Below are 16,558 nucleotides of genomic sequence, written 5' to 3'. Positions count from 1 at the left end.
ACCCCAAGTGACTTGTTAAACCCAATAGATTACACTAAATTCATCAGAATTTTAAAACACACGCGTTTGTATCGCAGAGGAGCAGGATGCCCGCCTACCACTACCAGGCATTAAGCAGACATGGCAGCAGCACAAAAGGCGTAATCGAGGCTGACTCCGAACGACACGCCCGCCAGCTGTTGCGTGAGCGTGACTTGATCCCGACCCAGGTTCGTGCCTTCACCAGGCAGAAAACACAAAATCACAGCAGCCTCTCGGCTCAGGATCTATCCCTGCTGACCCGACAGCTGGCGACCCTGCTCGCCGCCGGCATTCCTGTGGAGGAATCCCTGCGCGGCGTGAGTGAGCAAACCGAAAAAGGCAAGCCGCGCGAGCTGATCATTGGCGTGCGCTCCAAAGTCATGGAAGGATACTCCCTCGCTCAGGCTCTTGCGGAATTTCCCAATGCGTTCCCAGAACTTTATCGGGCGACGGTAGCGGCCGGCGAACAGACCGGGCGCCTGGATCTGGTACTTGAAAAGCTGGCCGATTATACCGAAAACCAGCAGAACACACGCCAGAAAGTTCAGCAGGCCCTGATCTATCCTTCTCTGATGATCGTGGTATCAACCGCCATTATTTCTTTTCTGCTGGCTTTTGTGGTTCCCAAAATTATCGAGGTATTTACCAGCAGCGGGCAAACCCTGCCGGCCATGACCCAGGTGTTGATTACCTTCAGTCAATTTATCAAATCCTGGGGTCTGTACCTCCTGGGGGGACTGGCAGCCTTGATTGTCCTTTTCAGGCAAAGCCTGAAAAACATGAAAATAAAAATGGCCTGGCACCGCATCCTGCTCAGACTGCCCGTCTGCGGCTACCTGGTCAAGTCCACCAACGTTGCACGCTACATTCATACCTTTGGCATTTTATTTGCGGCCGGCGTGAATGTATTGGAAACCATGCGCGTATCGGCAAGTCTTATCAACAATCTGGTCATGCGCAGCGCCTTCGATGCCGCGACCGTGCGTGTGCGCGAAGGTACCGGCATCAGCCTCGCCCTGAAAGATACCGGCTTTCTCAGTCCCATGGCCACCCACCTGATAGCCAGCGGCGAGAAAAGCGGACAGATCTCGGCAATGATGGACAGAACCGGATCGCATCTGGACAATGAAGTGAAACGGCTGATTGATACAGCATTGACGCTGCTGGAGCCATTGGTTATTTTGTTTATGGGCGCTGTGGTACTATTTATTGTTCTTGCAACGCTGCTGCCCATTTTTTCAATGGAACAACTGGTGTCCTGAACATCATCAACACTATTTACTGGAGAAGCTATGTCCTCACAAAAGGGTTTTTCGTTAATCGAGATTATGGTTGTCGTGGTTATTCTGGGTATTCTGGCCTCTATTGTTGTACCCAAAATCATCAGCCGACCTGACGAGGCCCGCGCGGTCAAAGCCCGGCAGGACGTGTTGTCCATACAAAATGCCATGGACTTATACAAGCTGGACAATGGATTTTATCCCAGCACGGATCAGGGCATACTGGCACTGGTTGAAAAGCCCACCAGCAGCCCGGAGCCCCGCGACTGGAAACAATACCTGAAATCCTTACCTAAAGACCCATGGGGTCGTGATTATCTGTACCTGAACCCCGGCGAGCACAGCGACATAGACATTTTTACACTGGGCGCGGACGGTCAGCCAGGCGGTACAGGCATCAACGGTGAAATTGGAAACTGGGATGCGCATTAACCGCGGATTTACCCTCATTGAAGTGCTGGTGGTTATTATTATCATCAGCATTATCAGCACCGCCTCCATCCTTGCGTTTGGCGATTTTGGCGCCAGCCGCAAATCCGTTGTATTTGCCGAGCAGTTTGCGTCCTATGTCAGGCTGGTCAGGCAGCGGGCCATTCTGGAAATGAGCACCTTCGGAATCAATGTCAATGCGCAGGGCTATGAAACCTTTCGTTTTGACGAAGGTAAAACATGGGAACCGCGTTCAAAAACCAGTCTGTTTCGCTGGCATCCCTTTCCCGATAACGTCGTGGTTTCCTTTAAGAGCAGTCTAAAAAATAACAACAAGGCGCCGGATATTATTATCCAGGCCTCCGGCGATATGACGCCATTTACCATGACCTTCGGCACTCAAGCCAGGCCCGCGCAAACTACACTGATTGGTCAGCATAACGGTGACGTCAGCCTGAAAGAATCCAAATCATGACCTTATCTCACCGGCATGATAAGCAAGGCGGCTTTACTCTGGTTGAAGTATTAATTGCACTGACCATCATTGCCATTGCCCTGACCGCGCTGCTGAAGTCCACAGCGCAGACCGTTTCGAGCACGCAGAGGCTGAAGGAAAAAAATATCAGTCACTGGGTAGCGATGCAGGGCGTATCCATGCTGCAGCTGGGACTGGTGACGACCCGACCCAACGAAGAGATGACCCAGGTTACCGAGCTGCTTAATCAAAAGTGGTATTGGCGAGTGAAAATAACCCCTACTCCCATCAAGGCAGTTGATATGATTGTTATTCGCGTCAGTCGCAACCAGAGCGGCCCCTTTACCAGCCCGCTGACAGCCTTTCGGTTCGCACCATGAGACAGTCGCAGACCGGTTTTACCCTGATTGAAATTCTCGTTGCCCTGGCTGTATTTGGGATACTGGCCGCCATCACATCATCCACTATGTACTACGCGTTTACTACCCGGACCCGTGTAACAGAACAGGCCGAATACATAGTAAAGCTGGAGTTGGCCATTACCCTGATGGAGCGGGATGCACAACAGGCGGTGATTCGACCAGTTCGAGGAAACGACATGGGTGTGTTCCCAATTTTTGTCGGCCAGTCAGGCTACACCGAATTTACACGCGGCGGCCTTGTCAATCCCGGAGGCGAGGAAAAACGCAGCACCATGAAACGTGTGGCATATTTATGCGCCAACAACAAACTCATCCGACGCAGCTGGCCCAGTCTGGACACCACCGATCGCGGTCAATATATGGACACGGTTTTGTTGAGCCGGCTTAAAGCCTGTCGCTTCGCTTATTTGAATAAAAATCAGGATGTTCTGCCGGAATGGCGTCATGGTCAGGCTGATCCAAGGGCAGACGATGAACCCTTGCCCAAAGCCATTCAATTGTCTTTGACGCTTGAATCCTGGGGAGAGCTGAATTTACTCTTTATTTTATCAAGGGCACTGTATGTCAGTAACGTCAGGGAATAAACGCAGCTGGCTGGAACGCGGCAGTGCACTGCTCACCTCATTGTTTATTATGACGCTGGTTGCTATTGCGGCAACTGCCATGAGCACACGTCTGCAACTGGATATCTATCGAACACGCCTGTCCATCACGGCCGACAGCCTCTATCTTGCCTCGCAATACGTTACTTTCTGGGCTATGAGCGAGCTGTCCTACACGCAAAAGCCACTGACCCGTCTCAACGCACAGGGCGCGATTCGCAGTTTTCCGTTGAAACTGCAAAACAATTACCCGGATCTTCTGACCAGTGGAAAACTGATCGACGCTCAGGATCGTTTTAATCTGAATAACTTAAGTGACAGGCGCTATTACCGTATTTTCCTGAACCTGTTACAAAACGTCCTGCCGCAAACCAATACCAAGGATAGGGAGCTGATTGCCTTTGCAACACGACAGTGGTTAACCCCCTATGATCCCGGTCGAGGGAATGACTCGCTGGTCAGCTATTATCTGAAACAGAAACCACCTTATTATCAAAGCGGTTTTCCAATGCAGAGTGTGTCTGAATTTCGTTTGATCTGGGGGGTAGACGCGACAATATGGCAGCAGATGGAGCCTTACATCACCGTATTGCCGGAAGTGACTCCTATTAATATTAACACGGCACCGAAGATAGTCTTGATGTCACTGGGAAATGGCCTGACCGAAGACCAGGCCAATCAGATCATCAATGCGCGCTCAGCCCAGGCCCTGATGAAATCAGCTGACATATCAAAGCTACTGGGTAAACTCGCTGTGCGCCAGGACACCATAACCCTGGAAAGCCAGTATTTCTGGAGCCAGGCGACTATCAGCAACAATGATTTGAGCCTTATCAATTACAGCCTGCTCAAACGCGTAAAGGATAAAAAAGGCAATATCGGCGTGAGCCTTGTCAGCGAAAACCTTAATTCGCTTTAGCCCGTGCGCGTTCCGGATGAGACTCTTTCAGCACGAACAGCGTCAGAAAGAGACTGATTCCATAACACAAAGGCAAAATGATTAAGGCATTATTATAACTGGCGATGGAGTAGATCTGCACTCCGTCTATCTGCTGCCATTCGCCAAAGCTATGCAAAAACACGCCGACCAAAGGCTGAAATACAGCCGCTCCAATCAGAACCGATAAATTATTAAAACCCGATGCGGTACCGACAAGTTCTGGTGGATTATTATCTTTTACCACGGCAAAACTCACGGTCTGACCACCCGCTCCTATACCGAGGAAAAATAACACCAGATACATCGATCCTGCGCTCACATCCGGCACATACAAGAGAAAAACAGTGGACACCAGCCCGAACAAGGCGCTGATTGCCAGCGAAATGCGTCGACTGCGAATATGGTCGCTTACCCATCCCAGCAAGGGGCTGCCGACGCCAATACCCAGCCATATCATGCTGCACATGCCTGACGCGGTGAGCACGCTGATGCCAAATTTCTGCTGCAGATACGGAACACCCCATAAGGCGGCAAACACGGCAATTGGTGTCCAGATGGTGCAGGCATAGGCTCCGGTAATCCAGGTATAAGAGCGGCTGCACACGGCGTGCAGGCGTTGCCACTCTTCGCGCCACAGGCGCCGGTGGGTTGGGTGCTCCATGTGATCGGGATAATCGCGGATAACAAGCCAGATACACATCGCCAGGATCAAACCAATAAAGGACAGAATAAAACTGGCATTTCGCCAGCCCACTATCTCAATCAGCTTTGCCAGCGGCATTTCCCCAAACATCGCGCCGACCGAACTCATCAGCTGAGCAACACCGGCCAGCAAGGCGAACTGCTTTGGAGGAAACCAGCGAGACACCAATACCAGCACGCCGATAAAGGAAAATGCCGAGCCAATACCAATCAGAAAGCGCCCCAGAGCCGCTGTAATCAAACTGTCGGTGGCCGCAAAGAAAAAAGACCCTACGGCACAGAGAATAAGGGCGAAAGTCATCAGCTTCCTCGGTCCATACCGGTCAAACAACAGACCCGCAGGCAACTGCATGGGAGCATAGGCATAAAAATAAAAGGCAGAAACGATACCAAATCCAGCCGCGGTGACCTGAAAGGTGGTCATCATGGAATCTGCCATCACGCTGGGCGCCACCTGTAAAACAAACTCATACAGATAAAACGACGCTGAAAGTAAAAATACGGTGTAGGCACTGACTTTGGCTGCTGGACGGGTTTTGGTCAGAATCGCGTTCACTGGTTAGTTTTCCCTATAAACGTTTAGAGTTATTATTGACAGCAATGCCGGCCGGATACACAGCTCCAAGCACGGCCGATCGCGTGGCCCCCGTAATACCATGCAAGTTTAATGCCTTGTTTTGCAGGGTGTTATCCGCAAACCAGGCAAACATCATGGCCTCCAGATAATCTGGATTGACCTGAACCGCTTCGGTGGATTTAACACCTGACTCCGGCAATTGCAGAGATAATGACCGGCATAAAGCCTGATTATGTACCCCGCCGCCGCATATCAGTACCTGGAGGGGAGGCGTTGGCAGCGCCTTGACTGCCGACACAATAGCCCATGCTGTCAGCTGCAGCAGGGTGGCCTGCACATCAGCGGCAGACCAGGCGTCATCAAGATACGGTTCCAGCCATTCCAGGGAGAAATATTCCTTCCCGGCACTTTTGGGTATGGGTCGTGAAAAGTAGCCGTCCTGCTGCAATTGCCGGAGCAGCGAGGGTATAACCCGGCCGCTGGCGGCCCAGGCACCGTTTTTATCATAAGGCTTTTGTAAGTGCCTGAAAATCCAGGCATCCATGAGGCAGTTTCCCGGCCCGACATCGTAGCCGCTGACCTCGTCTTCGCTGCTCAGGCAGCTGATGTTGGCAATTCCGCCGACATTCACAACGGCCAGCGGATAACCCTGCTCTCGAAAAACCGCCTGATGGTACAGGGGGGCAAAGGGAGCGCCCTGTCCGCCCAGAACCAGATCACGGGTTCTAAAATCAGCAACGACCGTAATACCCGTCATTTCGGCTATGGTATGAGCACAGCCAACCTGCACCGTGTAAGGAATGGCGACGCTTGTGTCATGGCACAGGGTCTGACCATGGCTGCCAATCGCCACGACATCCTGAGGATTTTGTCCGCTTTCATCGAGTAACTGCAAGGCAGCGCGTGCAAATTCACGGCCCAATATCGTGTTCAGCTGGCTAATGGCACCCAGACCGTTGTCCTGCCCGCTGAGCAGGCGTGTCAGCTGTTGCCGGGCCTCGTCGCTGTAGGGACGGGTGATGCCATATAGACAAATGTTTTTTTTCATATCAACCAGAGCGGCATCAATTCCATCCATGCTGGTGCCAGACATCAATCCAATAAATAAGCTCATCAGGTCCTCTTGAGGCTGTCTGGCTGAATACGGAAACAGCGCTGAAAATTCTCGGTGGTCTGGCGGGCGATCTCATCAACAGGTACGCCGCGCAGCTCGGCCACTTTCTGGGCCACTTCACGAACCAGAGCTGGATGATTGGGTTTACCGCGAAACGGCACAGGCGCAAGATACGGCGCATCCGTTTCAATCAACAGACGATCCAGAGGAATGCTGCGGGCGACTTCCTGAACCTGAGCCGCATTTTTAAAGGTAACAATACCGGAAATGGAAATATAAAAATTCAGCTCAATAGCACGCAGAGCAATCGACAGCTCCTCGGTAAAGCAATGCATGACGCCACCAATGCCATCGGCCTTTTCTTCCCGCATCAGCATCAGCGTGTCTTCAGCGGCCTGACGAGTGTGGATAATCAGGGGTTTCGATGTAGCGATAGCCGCACGGATATGCTCGCGAAAGCGCGCGCGCTGCTGCTCCTTGCCCTCAGCCGATTCGACCCGGTAATAATCGAGGCCTGTTTCACCAATAGCAATGCAGGCGGGATGGCTGTTGGCCAGAGCAATCAGTTGCTCAGCATCGGGGTCTATGTCATCGTTTTCGGGTTCGTTATCAGGATGCACACCCACCGAGATGCTCAGATCGGGATACTGATCAGCCAGTTGACATAAAACCGGAAACTCAGACAGCGAGACACACACGCCCAGCATGTGGCGCACGCCTGCGGAACGGGCCTTGTCAACAGCCAGGTCGAGGTTATTATCAAATTCGGTCAGATCAAGTCGGTTCAGGTGGCAGTGAGAGTCAACTAAAGTCATGGTATTCACATGGTGTCTGTCATTTGCGTTGATTTTAGCATGCCAGCCAGGCAGGTCTCAATTTTATTGCACAATGAACGGCTGTTTTCGCCTTTAAACTGAAAACCCAGTCCAGCCGGTTTGTTTCCCTGTGCTCCTCTGGGAGTTATCCAGACTACTTTAGCCTCGACAACATATAGTTCAGCTTCGTTCAGCAGGCTGAACTCCAGACGAACCATCGTACCCAGAGGCAGAATATAGTTGGAGCGAACAAACAGACCTCCATCGTGTAAAAAAGGCATGTATGCCTGATATAATAAGGCTTCGGTAGGAAAACTGCAGTTAATCGATTGCAACTCTTCGTTCATTAATGTTTTCTCCTGCCAACAGGCTGCCAGGCCAACAACAAATCCTCCAGGGCCAGCAACTGATTTATACTGACAGTATGGTTTAACTTAGCAGTAATTTCATTTATTTTATCGAGCCTGGCATACAAATGGTAAGGCTTTACCGCTTTGGCCAGCAGCCGCAGAGGCTCCATTCCTGTAGCGTGGTCCGTGGCAGAATCAAGCGCGATCTGAATCAATTGCGCGTGCAGCAAATACAATAGCCAGATCAATTCAGCAAAGGGATACTGTGACCAGGTCTGTGCCAGCGCATGAGGATCCTGACGGCCTTCGTGCAGGTCTTTGAGCTGTCCCATGATGGTGTTTGCTGCCGCCAGTACTATCCCACGCGCCGAATCAGGAGCATACAGGCTTTGCTGCGTTAAATAGTCATCCTGCAGGCGCGCTCGGGATACGGAGCGCCATAACTGACAGCGGCTGATTATCGTAGCAGGAATGGTACTTATCTGCTCAGCCAGCAATAAAAAACGGGTGTTGTCCGACGGCTCTTCCAGAATTTTTAACAGCGCATTGGCCGCCGCTGTGTTCATCCTGTCAGCGGGATTAATCACAATCACCCGCTGATGCCCTAATTGTGGCGAGGTCATGGTATTTAGCTGGAGCTGCCGGATTTGCTCAATCTTTATGACGCTCCCTTCCTTTTCAGGCATCAGATAATGAAAATCGGGGTGCTCATTTTTTTCTGCCAGCAGGCAGGACTGACATGCTCCACAGGGAGAACGCTCCTGGCGGCACAGAATAGCGGCTGCCATACGAAAGGCAAGCTGAGTCAGCTCCCAGGGTGGTGAGCCAGCCAGGAGAAGCGCCTGACCGAGGCGTCCTTTGCTGCGAGACAGTTCAAACTGCTGCCAGATGTTGGCATGCACAGGCAGTGCTACGTCTGATTCACTGAAGTGCATGGTGCTGCCGTTGTAAAAAGTCATGTACGTGCTGGATAATTGCGGCGCGGACCTCGTTCAGCGGCCGACCTGCATCGACAGCGACAACATTATTCATGCCCGCTATCATGCTGCGATAGGCCTCATGGACACGCCTGAAAAATGTCAGAGACTCCTGTTCAATCCGGTCAGACGCGCCACGGGAGCGCACCCGCTCCAGCCCCTGCTCAGGTGAGATATCCAGGTAAATAATCAAATCAGGTTGAAAGCCCTGCAGACAGGCCCTCGACAGCCCGTCAATAATGGCTTTATCAATTCCACGGCCACCACCCTGGTAAGCATAGGTTGACAGCTCAAATCGATCAGACAATACCCAGTCGCCTCGCAGCAGAGCCGGACGAATAACCTGTTCAAGCAACTGCACGCGGGCCGCGTACATCAGCAGCAGTTCTGCCCGGGCATCCACGTGTTCACCATCCACACCCTCTTTTACCAGTGTGCGAAGTTGCTCGCCTAACCGGGTTCCTCCCGGTTCTCGGGTCAGAATCAGCCTCGGACACAGGCGCTCCAGTTCTTGCCGGATGGTTTCGATGGCCGTCGATTTTCCGGCCCCTTCCAAGCCTTCAACCACAATAAATTGCCCTGGTTTTGTCATCCTGATGCCTTAGATATTAATGATTACCTGAAAGATAGCGCGCTATTGCTTCCCGCTGTTCTGCGTACGTCTCTGAAAAAATATGTGTTCCATCGCCCTTTGCAACAAAATACAGGTATTTTGATTTTTGTGGATGTGCTGCCGCGTAAAGAGAACCTTTTCCGACCATGGCAATGGGTGTCGGAGGCAGGCCACGATACCGGTAGGTATTGTAAGGTGAATCAATGCTTAAATCCCGGTGGTGCAGCTTACCATTATAGGCAGTCCCCAGCGCATAGATAACGGTGGGATCCATTTGCAGGGGCATGTTTTTTTGCAGGCGGTTAAGAACCACACCAGATATCAGAGCCCGCTCAGCCGGCAAAGACGCTTCCTTTTCGAGAATCGATGCCACAATCAACATCTCATACGATGTCTTGTAGGGTAAATCCGCACTGCGATCGTTCCAGTTTTTTTCGAGCTCCTGCAATAACTGGCTATTAGCATTCTTCAGCAGGCTGCGGGCATCGGTTCCGGCGTTGTACGAATATGTGTCGGCCAGCAACAGGCCTTCGGCACTGCGATACTGTAAGGGTAAAAACGTCCAGTCTGAAGCATTGTAGTTCAACCAGGGTGCGCCTTGAAGATTGGATATGACTTGTGTGAGGTTACTGCCTTCAATAATACGAAATGGCAGTTTAAGCACGTCGCCGGCAACAATTCTGTCGATGACATTCTGTACCGATTGCCCCGGCAGAACCTGGTACACGCCTGCTTTCAGGTGACCTGCGCTTCCTGTCCATTTTATGAAATACAGGAACATCCGTTGAGAAGATATCAGCTTTTTTTCGTAGAGGGTATTGGCCAGGGTGCTGGCGGAACTGTTTGGTTTTACTTCAATAATAACAGGCTCACCTGATTCAAACATGGGTCGGTGCAAAAAAATAAAGCCCCGCCAGACCGGCTGCAAAGACAGAATAACTGCCAGCAGCACGAGGATAAGGAGAGGCCATTTGAACCGACTGATGCTCATTTAGGCTTGCGTACGTTTGAACAGCAAGCTTCCGTTGGTGCCGCCAAAGCCCAGTGAGTTGCTTAATACGCAATCGATTTTTCTGCTCTGAGCAACATGTGCCACATAGTTCAAATCACAACCCTCATCAGGATTATCAAGATTGATAGTCGGCGGAGCTACCTGATCACGAATGGCCAGCACGCTGAAGATTGCCTCAACCGCACCCGCAGCACCCAGTAAATGGCCGGTCATCGATTTGGTCGAGCTCATGGCCAGTTTGTAGGCATGTTCACCAAATACGCGTTTTACCGCGATGGTTTCGTTGCGATCGTTCAGCTGCGTAGAAGTACCGTGAGCGTTGATGTAATCTACAGCAGAAGGCTCAATACCAGCATCTTTGACCGCAGCAGCCATGGCCCGGGAACCGCCGTCGGCGTCTTCGTCAGGTGCGGTGATATGGTAGGCGTCACCTGACATGCCAAAACCAGCCAGCTCGGCGTAAATTTTTGCACCACGGGCAACGGCATGTTCATAATCTTCCAGAACCATGATTCCGGCGCCTTCACCCATTACGAATCCATCACGATCCCTGTCCCAGGGGCGTGAAGCCTTTTCTGGCTCATCGTTGCGTTTTGACAGGGAACGAACGGCAGAAAATCCTGCGAGGCACAGTGGTGTCAGGGTCATTTCGGCACCGCCGCAAACCATCACATCGGCGTCGCCGTAGCTTATCATGCGTGCAGCGAGTCCGATATTATGCGTTCCGGTCGTACAGGCTGTGACAACTGAGATATTAGGGCCTTTCAGATTGTGTCGAATGGAAATCTGGCCAGCGACCATATTGATAATTCCCGCAGGAATAAAGAAAGGAGACACGCGACGCGGTCCTCCTGCAACCAGTTTATCCTGATTGCTGGTGATGGTCTCAATCCCGCCAATACCGGCACCCACGGCAACTCCCGTACGTAGAGCCAGCTCGTCGTTCATGATCAGACCGGAGTCAGCAATGGCCTCATCCGCCGCAGCTACACCATACTGCGTAAAAACATCCATTTTTCGAGCGTCTTTGAGCGGAACATAGTCTTCGATGTTAAAGCCTTTCACCTTGGCCCAGATTTTGGTGCTGTACTCGGTGGTATCAAAACCCTCAACCGGCACAACGCCGCTTTTGCCAGCCAATATCTGTTTCCATGTTTGCTCAACATTCAGACCAACTGGAGTAACCATACCCATGCCAGTCACAACAACACGCCGCTTACTCAATGGATGCTCCTCAAAAAAAATAACGGGTCAAATGTTAAGAGCTGAAAGACGTCAATACAATCTGTCAGCTCTTAACCTGATTCCGTTTTGAAATACCTGTAACAATTAAAACCTGTCAGTTACCAGGATTATTCTTTATCCATATTGGATTCAATGTAATCAATAGCTTCTTGAATTGTCGTAATTTTTTCAGCTTTTTCATCAGGAATTTCTGTTTCAAACTCTTCTTCCAAAGCCATTACCAATTCAACAGTATCCAGTGAGTCAGCACCGAGGTCATCAACAAACGATGCGTTATTATTCAGTTCGTCACCCTTAACGCCCAACTGTTCGATAACAATTTTACGAACTCGATCTTCAACTGTACTCATAACGTGTGTTTCCTCTTAAAGTAAAAAAATTTATGCTGGCTAGTTTATTCAATTCTGCAAAGAACGCAAGCCCCATTACTCCATGTACATCCCACCATTCACATGAATGGTTTCTCCTGTGATATAGGCAGCACTGTCAGAAACAAGAAAAGCTACTGTTTCTGCGATGTCATTTACACTGCCCAAACGCTTCATGGGAATGCGTTTGAGCATTTCATCCTTAACCATATCCGGCAGGGCGCTGGTCATATCGGTGTCGATAAAGCCAGGCGCTACCACATTCACTGTAATTCCGCGACTGGCCATTTCCTGGGCCAGAGATTTTGAGAATCCAACGATTCCAGCCTTGGTTGCTGTGTAGTTACACTGCCCGGAATTACCACTGGCTGCCACAACGGAGCCAATAGAAACGATTCGTCCCCAGCGCGCGCGAAACATCGACTTGATGCAGGCCTTGCTCATACGGAACACAGAATTCAGATTGGTTTCAATAACCCGGTACCACTCCTCATCATCCATGCGCAAAAGCAGATTATCGCAGGTAATACCAGCATTGTTAATCAGTATAGCAGGTGCCTTGTCTTCATCCGACAGGCCAGTCATTAAATTTTCAATGCTGTCCTTACAGGTCACATCCAGAGCGACGCCCTTTCCTGTCAGGCCTTCCTGTTTAAAATACCCGCTGATGGCCTCAGCGCCCTCAGTCGTGGTTGCCGTGCCGATGACGTAGGCACCCTTTCGTGCCAGTACCTGCGCAATCGCCTGTCCAATTCCACGGCTGGCTCCTGTTACCAGCGCCACTTTACCTTGCAAAGAACTCATAGTTACCCCTTGATTATATGCGTCTCAGGCGTGCCGCTCAGGGCGCACTCGTTGCCTGAACTGAAAGCAATGCCAATGCCTGTTGCAATGTATCCACATCAAAGACGCAAACAGATTGCAAAGATCGATCAATTCGCTTAATCAGACCACTCAATACCTTACCGGGTCCGCATTCTAGCACAAAAGAGGCAGCCTGTGTCTGAATGTAGCGTATGGTTTCAACCCATCGTACGGGCATATACAGCTGCCGTGCCAGCAAATGGCGGATTTGTTCTGCAGACTCGTAAATGCTTAAATCCACGTTACTGATTACGCGGGTATCTGGTGTTTTGAAGGGAGCTGCGGCCAGATGCTCTTCAAAGGCCTGAGCCGCATCCAGCAATAAAGGACAATGACAGGGCACGCTGACGGGAATCAGCATGGCCATGCGGGCACCGGCTTCATTCGCCAGGCTGATTGCGCGCTCAACGGCGCCAGCATGCCCCGCGATCACAACCTGACCAACTGCATTGTAGTTGGCAGGCGTCACAACATCGCCCTCCTGGCTCGCAGCCTGGCATAATTCATCAACCTGCTCATCGGTCAGACCAACAATGGCCGCCATGGCGCCAAGACCGAGCGGAATCGTTTGCTGCATCAGCCGGCCACGTGTTGCAACGAGCCTGGCCGCATCTGTCAGTTCAATGGCATTGGCACTGACCAGAGCGGCGTACTCGCCAAGACTGTGTCCTGCCATCAGAGACGCTTTCTTCATACCGTTTTTCTGCAGGAGACGAAATACCGCAACATCGGCGGTCAGCATGGCAACCTGGGTAAACTCAGTCTGGTTCAGTTTTGCTTCCGGACCCTGCTGAATCAGCTGCCAGAGATCATAGCCCACGGCAGCCGAGACTTCGGCGAAGGTGTCAGTAATCAGGGAGTCATGTCCGGCAAGGGACGACAGCATGCCAATGGATTGTGATCCCTGGCCAGGAAAAACACACGCGAAGTGATTCATTGTGACAAAATCTCCAAAAAATTCAGTAGCGCACGACCAGTGCACCCCAGGTCATTCCACCGCCGAATGACTCCAGAAGCAGCGTATCGCCACGCTTGACCCGGTTTTCGCGAACAGCGAAATCCAGAGCGAGGGGGATAGATGCTGCTGAGGTATTTCCCTGATTTTCTATCGTAACGATAACCTGTTCCATGGATAAATCCAGCTTTTTGGCGATGCCCTGTATAATGCGGACATTTGCCTGGTGTGGAATCAGCCAGTCAATATCTGATTTTTGCAGATTGTTTTTACGCAAAATGCTGTCTACCACATCACCCATGGCATTTACGGCTAATTTGAACACTTCATTACCGCGCATGCTGATTAATCCCGTCGTATTATCAGGTGTCCGGTTGGGATAGGTCAGCAACTCGTTGGCATCATAGGAGGCATGCAACAGGCCAGGCAGAACGCCTTCTCGATCACTGGCGCTCAAAACCACGGCTCCCGCACCATCACCAAAGAGTACGCAGGTTGAACGGTCGGTCCAGTCGACAGCACGTGACATGCTTTCGCTGCCAACAACGATAATATTTTGAGCAGCACCATTTTTGATGTACTGTGTGGCAACATCCAGCGCATAGACAAAACCGCTGCAGGCCGCACTGATATCAAAGGCAGGAATGGGACGTTTCGCACCGAGAGCCTGCTGTACATGGCAGGCCGTGCTTGGGAAAAAAAAGCCTGGTGTGCAGGTAGCGACAATAATAAGATCTATGCTGTCAACATCAAGACCGGAAGCCTGTAAAGCCTTCCTCGCTGCCTCAGACGCCATAAAAGCGGTGGTTTCGTGCTCGGCGGCGATATGCCGGCTGCTGATCCCGGTCCGCGACAGAATCCACTCATGGCTGGTGCACAGTTTTTCTTCCAGCTCATGATTGGTTAGAATTCGTTCAGGCAAATACCCGCCTGTTCCGCTGATAACAGCATGCGTCATAACAACAGACCTTGATTAATAAATTCGTTGATTTGATCCCGGACCAGATCAACTACGTTATTTTTTACGTGCAGAACGGCCTGATCGATTGCGTGCTGAAAGGCGATCTCGCTGGCACCGCCATGACTTTTGATGACAACGCCGTTCAGACCCAGCAGACTGGCGCCGTTATAGCGCGCTGGATCCATGCGTTTTTTAAGCTGGCGCAAAGCGGGCATGGCAATCAGACCGGCCAGTTTACCTGACCAGGTTGTTGTAAAGGATTCCTTCAGTGTGTTGAGCATCAGTTTGGCCAGACCTTCGCTGGCTTTCAAAGCCACGTTGCCGACAAAGCCATCGCAGACGACCAGGTCAACATCACCGGAATAGAAATGATCACCTTCCACGTATCCGACGTAATTCATCAGGCTGCATTCAGCCAGCATATGTGCTGTACGCTTTACCTGATCATTACCCTTGATTTCCTCAACACCGATGTTAAGCAGAGCGATGGCAGGATTAGGTTTTTTGTCTACCGCCTGAATGAGTGCTGATCCCATCACGGCAAACTGAAACAGATGCTCTGCGCAGGAATCCACATTGGCACCCAGATCAATCACACGTGTGCGCCCCGCCTGAGTTGGGAGCTCGGCAATAATAGCTGGCCTGTCGATACCGGGCAGCGTTTTGAGTACGAAGCGTGCTGTGGCCATGAGCGCACCGGTATTACCGGCACTGACGCAGGCCTGAGCAAATCCATCCTTCACCTGATTGATGGCTACCCGCATGGAAGAATCTTTTTTGTTACGCAGTGCATGGGACGGCAGCTCGTCCATTCCCACCACTTCAGAGGCATGAACAATGGACAACTGGCTGTTATCCATCAATCCCTGCTTTTTGAGATACGCGCTGATTTGCAGCTGATCACCAACCAGCAATAACGATAGGTTCGGATTTTTTTTTATTGCACGAACACAAGCGGGCATCAGGACCTTCAGGCCATGATCCCCGCCCATCGCATCAATGGCAATGGTGATGTCATTCAATTGGGATTACTCTTTGTCTTCGTATACGTTGTCGTTTTCCAGCACTTTTTTGCCACGGTAGTAACCGTCTTCTGTGATATGGTGACGACGGTGAACTTCACCTGTGGTCGCATCGACAGACAGTGTTGGTAAGGTCAGCGCATCGTGTGAACGACGCATGTCACGTCGTGAACGTGACTTTTTATTTTGTTGTACGGCCATTGCATTACTCCAGCAATTTGTCTTTGTTGAGGCGGAATATTACCGATTTTTTACCGGTAATCCAAGCATTTGTTGATTATATTACAAAGATGATTCGTTGTTAAGACCGGATATACTGGTCTACGCTGCGATCACATTCGCTAATCTCCGCATGCATTTCAGGGCTATACAGGTAAAGTTCGTCACTGATCAGCTCGACCAGCTCTACCTGATTGTTGTCTGCAACGATACTTTCGTATTCAGGCAGCAGACGCTCTGCCATCTCATCGGTATCACACACAGCCAGTGTTGAGCTGTTAACGTAATGATGCCTGTAGGTATGCAGGCAGCGTTGACAGATGATCGTCAAATCGCCCTCCACCTTGAGACTCAGCAGAAAATAGTTATCGACTTTCTGAACCTGAAACTCACAGACCAGGGTGCACGGGCCTTCAATATTGGCCGGCAGGCGTGTGATATTTTCCAGTGTTACCGGTTCTGACCGGGTGTTCAGTGCACATGTTTTAAGGTTTATCAGCATGGCTTTCGCTCAAAAAACGTGTAGTTTATCCGAATTTGACAACAATTGCGATTTAAAATGTCATAAAAATAACGTAAAATATCCTTTTTTTGG

General features: G+C 50.9%; 21 protein-coding genes. 6 read left to right on the top strand and 15 right to left on the bottom strand.

Annotation, left to right across the window (positions count from 1 at the left end):
- Window positions 1-86 precede the first annotated feature (86 nt).
- Genes lspF through gspK form a run of 6 tightly spaced genes read left to right on the top strand, consistent with a single transcriptional unit; the run spans window position 87 to window position 4,148 of the window.
- Window positions 87-1,283 (top strand): GspF family T2SS innner membrane protein variant LspF, encoded by a 1,197-nt coding sequence (gene lspF / locus ACQUTA_RS03210; RefSeq protein WP_444986757.1) that lies wholly within the window; start codon window positions 87-89, stop codon window positions 1,281-1,283.
- A gap of 30 nt (window positions 1,284-1,313) precedes the next feature.
- Complete coding sequence (lspG, locus tag ACQUTA_RS03205) at window positions 1,314-1,733, top strand: GspG family T2SS major pseudopilin variant LspG (RefSeq protein WP_444986756.1); 420 nt, start codon at window positions 1,314-1,316, stop codon at window positions 1,731-1,733.
- Window positions 1,723-2,205, top strand: a complete 483-nt coding sequence (gene gspH / locus ACQUTA_RS03200; protein ID WP_444986755.1) for a type II secretion system minor pseudopilin GspH — start codon at window positions 1,723-1,725, stop codon at window positions 2,203-2,205. The genes lspG and gspH overlap by 11 nt, the downstream gene beginning before the upstream one ends.
- Window positions 2,202-2,585 carry a GspI family T2SS minor pseudopilin variant LspI gene (gene lspI, locus ACQUTA_RS03195; protein WP_444986754.1) on the top strand — a complete coding sequence of 128 codons (384 nt, stop codon included), beginning with the start codon at window positions 2,202-2,204 and terminating at the stop codon, window positions 2,583-2,585. Before gspH ends, lspI begins: the two co-directional genes overlap by 4 nt.
- Window positions 2,582-3,211, top strand: a complete 630-nt coding sequence (lspJ, locus tag ACQUTA_RS03190; protein WP_444986753.1) for a GspJ family T2SS minor pseudopilin variant LspJ — start codon at window positions 2,582-2,584, stop codon at window positions 3,209-3,211. The genes lspI and lspJ overlap by 4 nt, the downstream gene beginning before the upstream one ends.
- Window positions 3,189-4,148 (top strand): type II secretion system minor pseudopilin GspK, encoded by a 960-nt coding sequence (gene gspK / locus ACQUTA_RS03185; protein ID WP_444986752.1) that lies wholly within the window; start codon window positions 3,189-3,191, stop codon window positions 4,146-4,148. Before lspJ ends, gspK begins: the two co-directional genes overlap by 23 nt.
- Here the strand turns inward: gspK and ACQUTA_RS03180 are convergent.
- From ACQUTA_RS03180 to ACQUTA_RS03110, 15 genes are all read right to left on the bottom strand, one after another.
- Entirely contained in the window at window positions 4,135-5,427 is a 1,293-nt protein-coding gene (locus ACQUTA_RS03180) for an MFS transporter (protein WP_444986751.1), read from the bottom strand. The genes gspK and ACQUTA_RS03180 overlap by 14 nt on opposite strands.
- Before the next feature lie 13 nt (window positions 5,428-5,440).
- Window positions 5,441-6,562 carry an anhydro-N-acetylmuramic acid kinase gene (locus ACQUTA_RS03175; protein WP_444986750.1) on the bottom strand — a complete coding sequence of 374 codons (1,122 nt, stop codon included), beginning with the start codon at window positions 6,560-6,562 and terminating at the stop codon, window positions 5,441-5,443.
- The gene (locus ACQUTA_RS03170; RefSeq protein WP_444986749.1) at window positions 6,562-7,377 is read right to left on the bottom strand and encodes a TatD family hydrolase; all 816 of its coding nucleotides are present in this window, start codon (window positions 7,375-7,377) and stop codon (window positions 6,562-6,564) included. The genes ACQUTA_RS03175 and ACQUTA_RS03170 overlap by 1 nt, the downstream gene beginning before the upstream one ends.
- Before the next feature lie 5 nt (window positions 7,378-7,382).
- Window positions 7,383-7,724, bottom strand: a complete 342-nt coding sequence (locus tag ACQUTA_RS03165) for a PilZ domain-containing protein (RefSeq protein ID WP_444986748.1) — start codon at window positions 7,722-7,724, stop codon at window positions 7,383-7,385.
- A complete protein-coding gene (locus ACQUTA_RS03160; protein WP_444986747.1) occupies window positions 7,724-8,686 on the bottom strand; it encodes a DNA polymerase III delta subunit-related protein in 963 nt (320 codons plus the stop codon). The genes ACQUTA_RS03165 and ACQUTA_RS03160 overlap by 1 nt, the downstream gene beginning before the upstream one ends.
- A complete protein-coding gene (tmk, locus tag ACQUTA_RS03155) occupies window positions 8,649-9,296 on the bottom strand; it encodes a dTMP kinase (RefSeq protein ID WP_444986746.1) in 648 nt (215 codons plus the stop codon). The genes ACQUTA_RS03160 and tmk overlap by 38 nt, the downstream gene beginning before the upstream one ends.
- A 16-nt stretch (window positions 9,297-9,312) precedes the next feature.
- A complete protein-coding gene (gene mltG / locus ACQUTA_RS03150; RefSeq protein ID WP_444986745.1) occupies window positions 9,313-10,308 on the bottom strand; it encodes an endolytic transglycosylase MltG in 996 nt (331 codons plus the stop codon).
- Window positions 10,309-11,553, bottom strand: coding sequence for a beta-ketoacyl-ACP synthase II (fabF, locus tag ACQUTA_RS03145; RefSeq protein WP_444986744.1), 1,245 nt, complete (start codon window positions 11,551-11,553; stop codon window positions 10,309-10,311).
- A gap of 128 nt (window positions 11,554-11,681) precedes the next feature.
- The gene (gene acpP / locus ACQUTA_RS03140; protein ID WP_444986743.1) at window positions 11,682-11,924 is read right to left on the bottom strand and encodes an acyl carrier protein; all 243 of its coding nucleotides are present in this window, start codon (window positions 11,922-11,924) and stop codon (window positions 11,682-11,684) included.
- 75 nt (window positions 11,925-11,999) lie between these two features.
- Window positions 12,000-12,746 carry a 3-oxoacyl-ACP reductase FabG gene (gene fabG, locus ACQUTA_RS03135; RefSeq protein ID WP_444986742.1) on the bottom strand — a complete coding sequence of 249 codons (747 nt, stop codon included), beginning with the start codon at window positions 12,744-12,746 and terminating at the stop codon, window positions 12,000-12,002.
- A gap of 37 nt (window positions 12,747-12,783) precedes the next feature.
- Window positions 12,784-13,743 carry an ACP S-malonyltransferase gene (gene fabD, locus ACQUTA_RS03130; RefSeq protein WP_444986741.1) on the bottom strand — a complete coding sequence of 320 codons (960 nt, stop codon included), beginning with the start codon at window positions 13,741-13,743 and terminating at the stop codon, window positions 12,784-12,786.
- Window positions 13,744-13,765: 22 nt separating this feature from the next.
- Window positions 13,766-14,719 (bottom strand): beta-ketoacyl-ACP synthase III, encoded by a 954-nt coding sequence (locus ACQUTA_RS03125; RefSeq protein ID WP_444986740.1) that lies wholly within the window; start codon window positions 14,717-14,719, stop codon window positions 13,766-13,768.
- Window positions 14,716-15,744, bottom strand: coding sequence for a phosphate acyltransferase PlsX (plsX, locus tag ACQUTA_RS03120; protein ID WP_444986739.1), 1,029 nt, complete (start codon window positions 15,742-15,744; stop codon window positions 14,716-14,718). The genes ACQUTA_RS03125 and plsX overlap by 4 nt, the downstream gene beginning before the upstream one ends.
- Window positions 15,745-15,750: 6 nt before the next feature.
- On the bottom strand, window positions 15,751-15,945 hold the full coding sequence (gene rpmF / locus ACQUTA_RS03115; RefSeq protein WP_444986738.1) for a 50S ribosomal protein L32: 195 nt from the start codon (window positions 15,943-15,945) through the stop codon (window positions 15,751-15,753).
- A 100-nt stretch (window positions 15,946-16,045) separates the two neighbouring features.
- Window positions 16,046-16,465, bottom strand: coding sequence for a YceD family protein (locus ACQUTA_RS03110; RefSeq protein ID WP_444986737.1), 420 nt, complete (start codon window positions 16,463-16,465; stop codon window positions 16,046-16,048).
- Between the last annotated feature and the right edge of the window lie 93 nt (window positions 16,466-16,558).

The sequence above is a fragment of the Legionella navarrensis genome (assembly GCF_052527415.1).
The sequence above is the reverse complement of the archived record's forward strand: the minus strand, read 5'-3'. Positions and strand labels throughout refer to the sequence as shown.

Coding starts and splice junctions, on each gene's coding strand:
- lspF (WP_444986757.1), top strand. CDS start 87: ATGCCCGCCTACCACTACCAGGCATTAAGCAGACATGGCAGCAGCACA.
- lspG (WP_444986756.1), top strand. CDS start 1,314: ATGTCCTCACAAAAGGGTTTTTCGTTAATCGAGATTATGGTTGTCGTG.
- gspH (WP_444986755.1), top strand. CDS start 1,723: ATGCGCATTAACCGCGGATTTACCCTCATTGAAGTGCTGGTGGTTATT.
- lspI (WP_444986754.1), top strand. CDS start 2,202: ATGACCTTATCTCACCGGCATGATAAGCAAGGCGGCTTTACTCTGGTT.
- lspJ (WP_444986753.1), top strand. CDS start 2,582: ATGAGACAGTCGCAGACCGGTTTTACCCTGATTGAAATTCTCGTTGCC.
- gspK (WP_444986752.1), top strand. CDS start 3,189: ATGTCAGTAACGTCAGGGAATAAACGCAGCTGGCTGGAACGCGGCAGT.
- ACQUTA_RS03175 (WP_444986750.1), bottom strand. CDS start 6,562: ATGAGCTTATTTATTGGATTGATGTCTGGCACCAGCATGGATGGAATT.
- ACQUTA_RS03170 (WP_444986749.1), bottom strand. CDS start 7,377: ATGACTTTAGTTGACTCTCACTGCCACCTGAACCGACTTGATCTGACC.
- ACQUTA_RS03165 (WP_444986748.1), bottom strand. CDS start 7,724: ATGAACGAAGAGTTGCAATCGATTAACTGCAGTTTTCCTACCGAAGCC.
- ACQUTA_RS03160 (WP_444986747.1), bottom strand. CDS start 8,686: ATGACTTTTTACAACGGCAGCACCATGCACTTCAGTGAATCAGACGTA.
- tmk (WP_444986746.1), bottom strand. CDS start 9,296: ATGACAAAACCAGGGCAATTTATTGTGGTTGAAGGCTTGGAAGGGGCC.
- mltG (WP_444986745.1), bottom strand. CDS start 10,308: ATGAGCATCAGTCGGTTCAAATGGCCTCTCCTTATCCTCGTGCTGCTG.
- acpP (WP_444986743.1), bottom strand. CDS start 11,924: ATGAGTACAGTTGAAGATCGAGTTCGTAAAATTGTTATCGAACAGTTG.
- fabG (WP_444986742.1), bottom strand. CDS start 12,746: ATGAGTTCTTTGCAAGGTAAAGTGGCGCTGGTAACAGGAGCCAGCCGT.
- fabD (WP_444986741.1), bottom strand. CDS start 13,743: ATGAATCACTTCGCGTGTGTTTTTCCTGGCCAGGGATCACAATCCATT.
- ACQUTA_RS03125 (WP_444986740.1), bottom strand. CDS start 14,719: ATGACGCATGCTGTTATCAGCGGAACAGGCGGGTATTTGCCTGAACGA.
- rpmF (WP_444986738.1), bottom strand. CDS start 15,945: ATGGCCGTACAACAAAATAAAAAGTCACGTTCACGACGTGACATGCGT.
- ACQUTA_RS03110 (WP_444986737.1), bottom strand. CDS start 16,465: ATGCTGATAAACCTTAAAACATGTGCACTGAACACCCGGTCAGAACCG.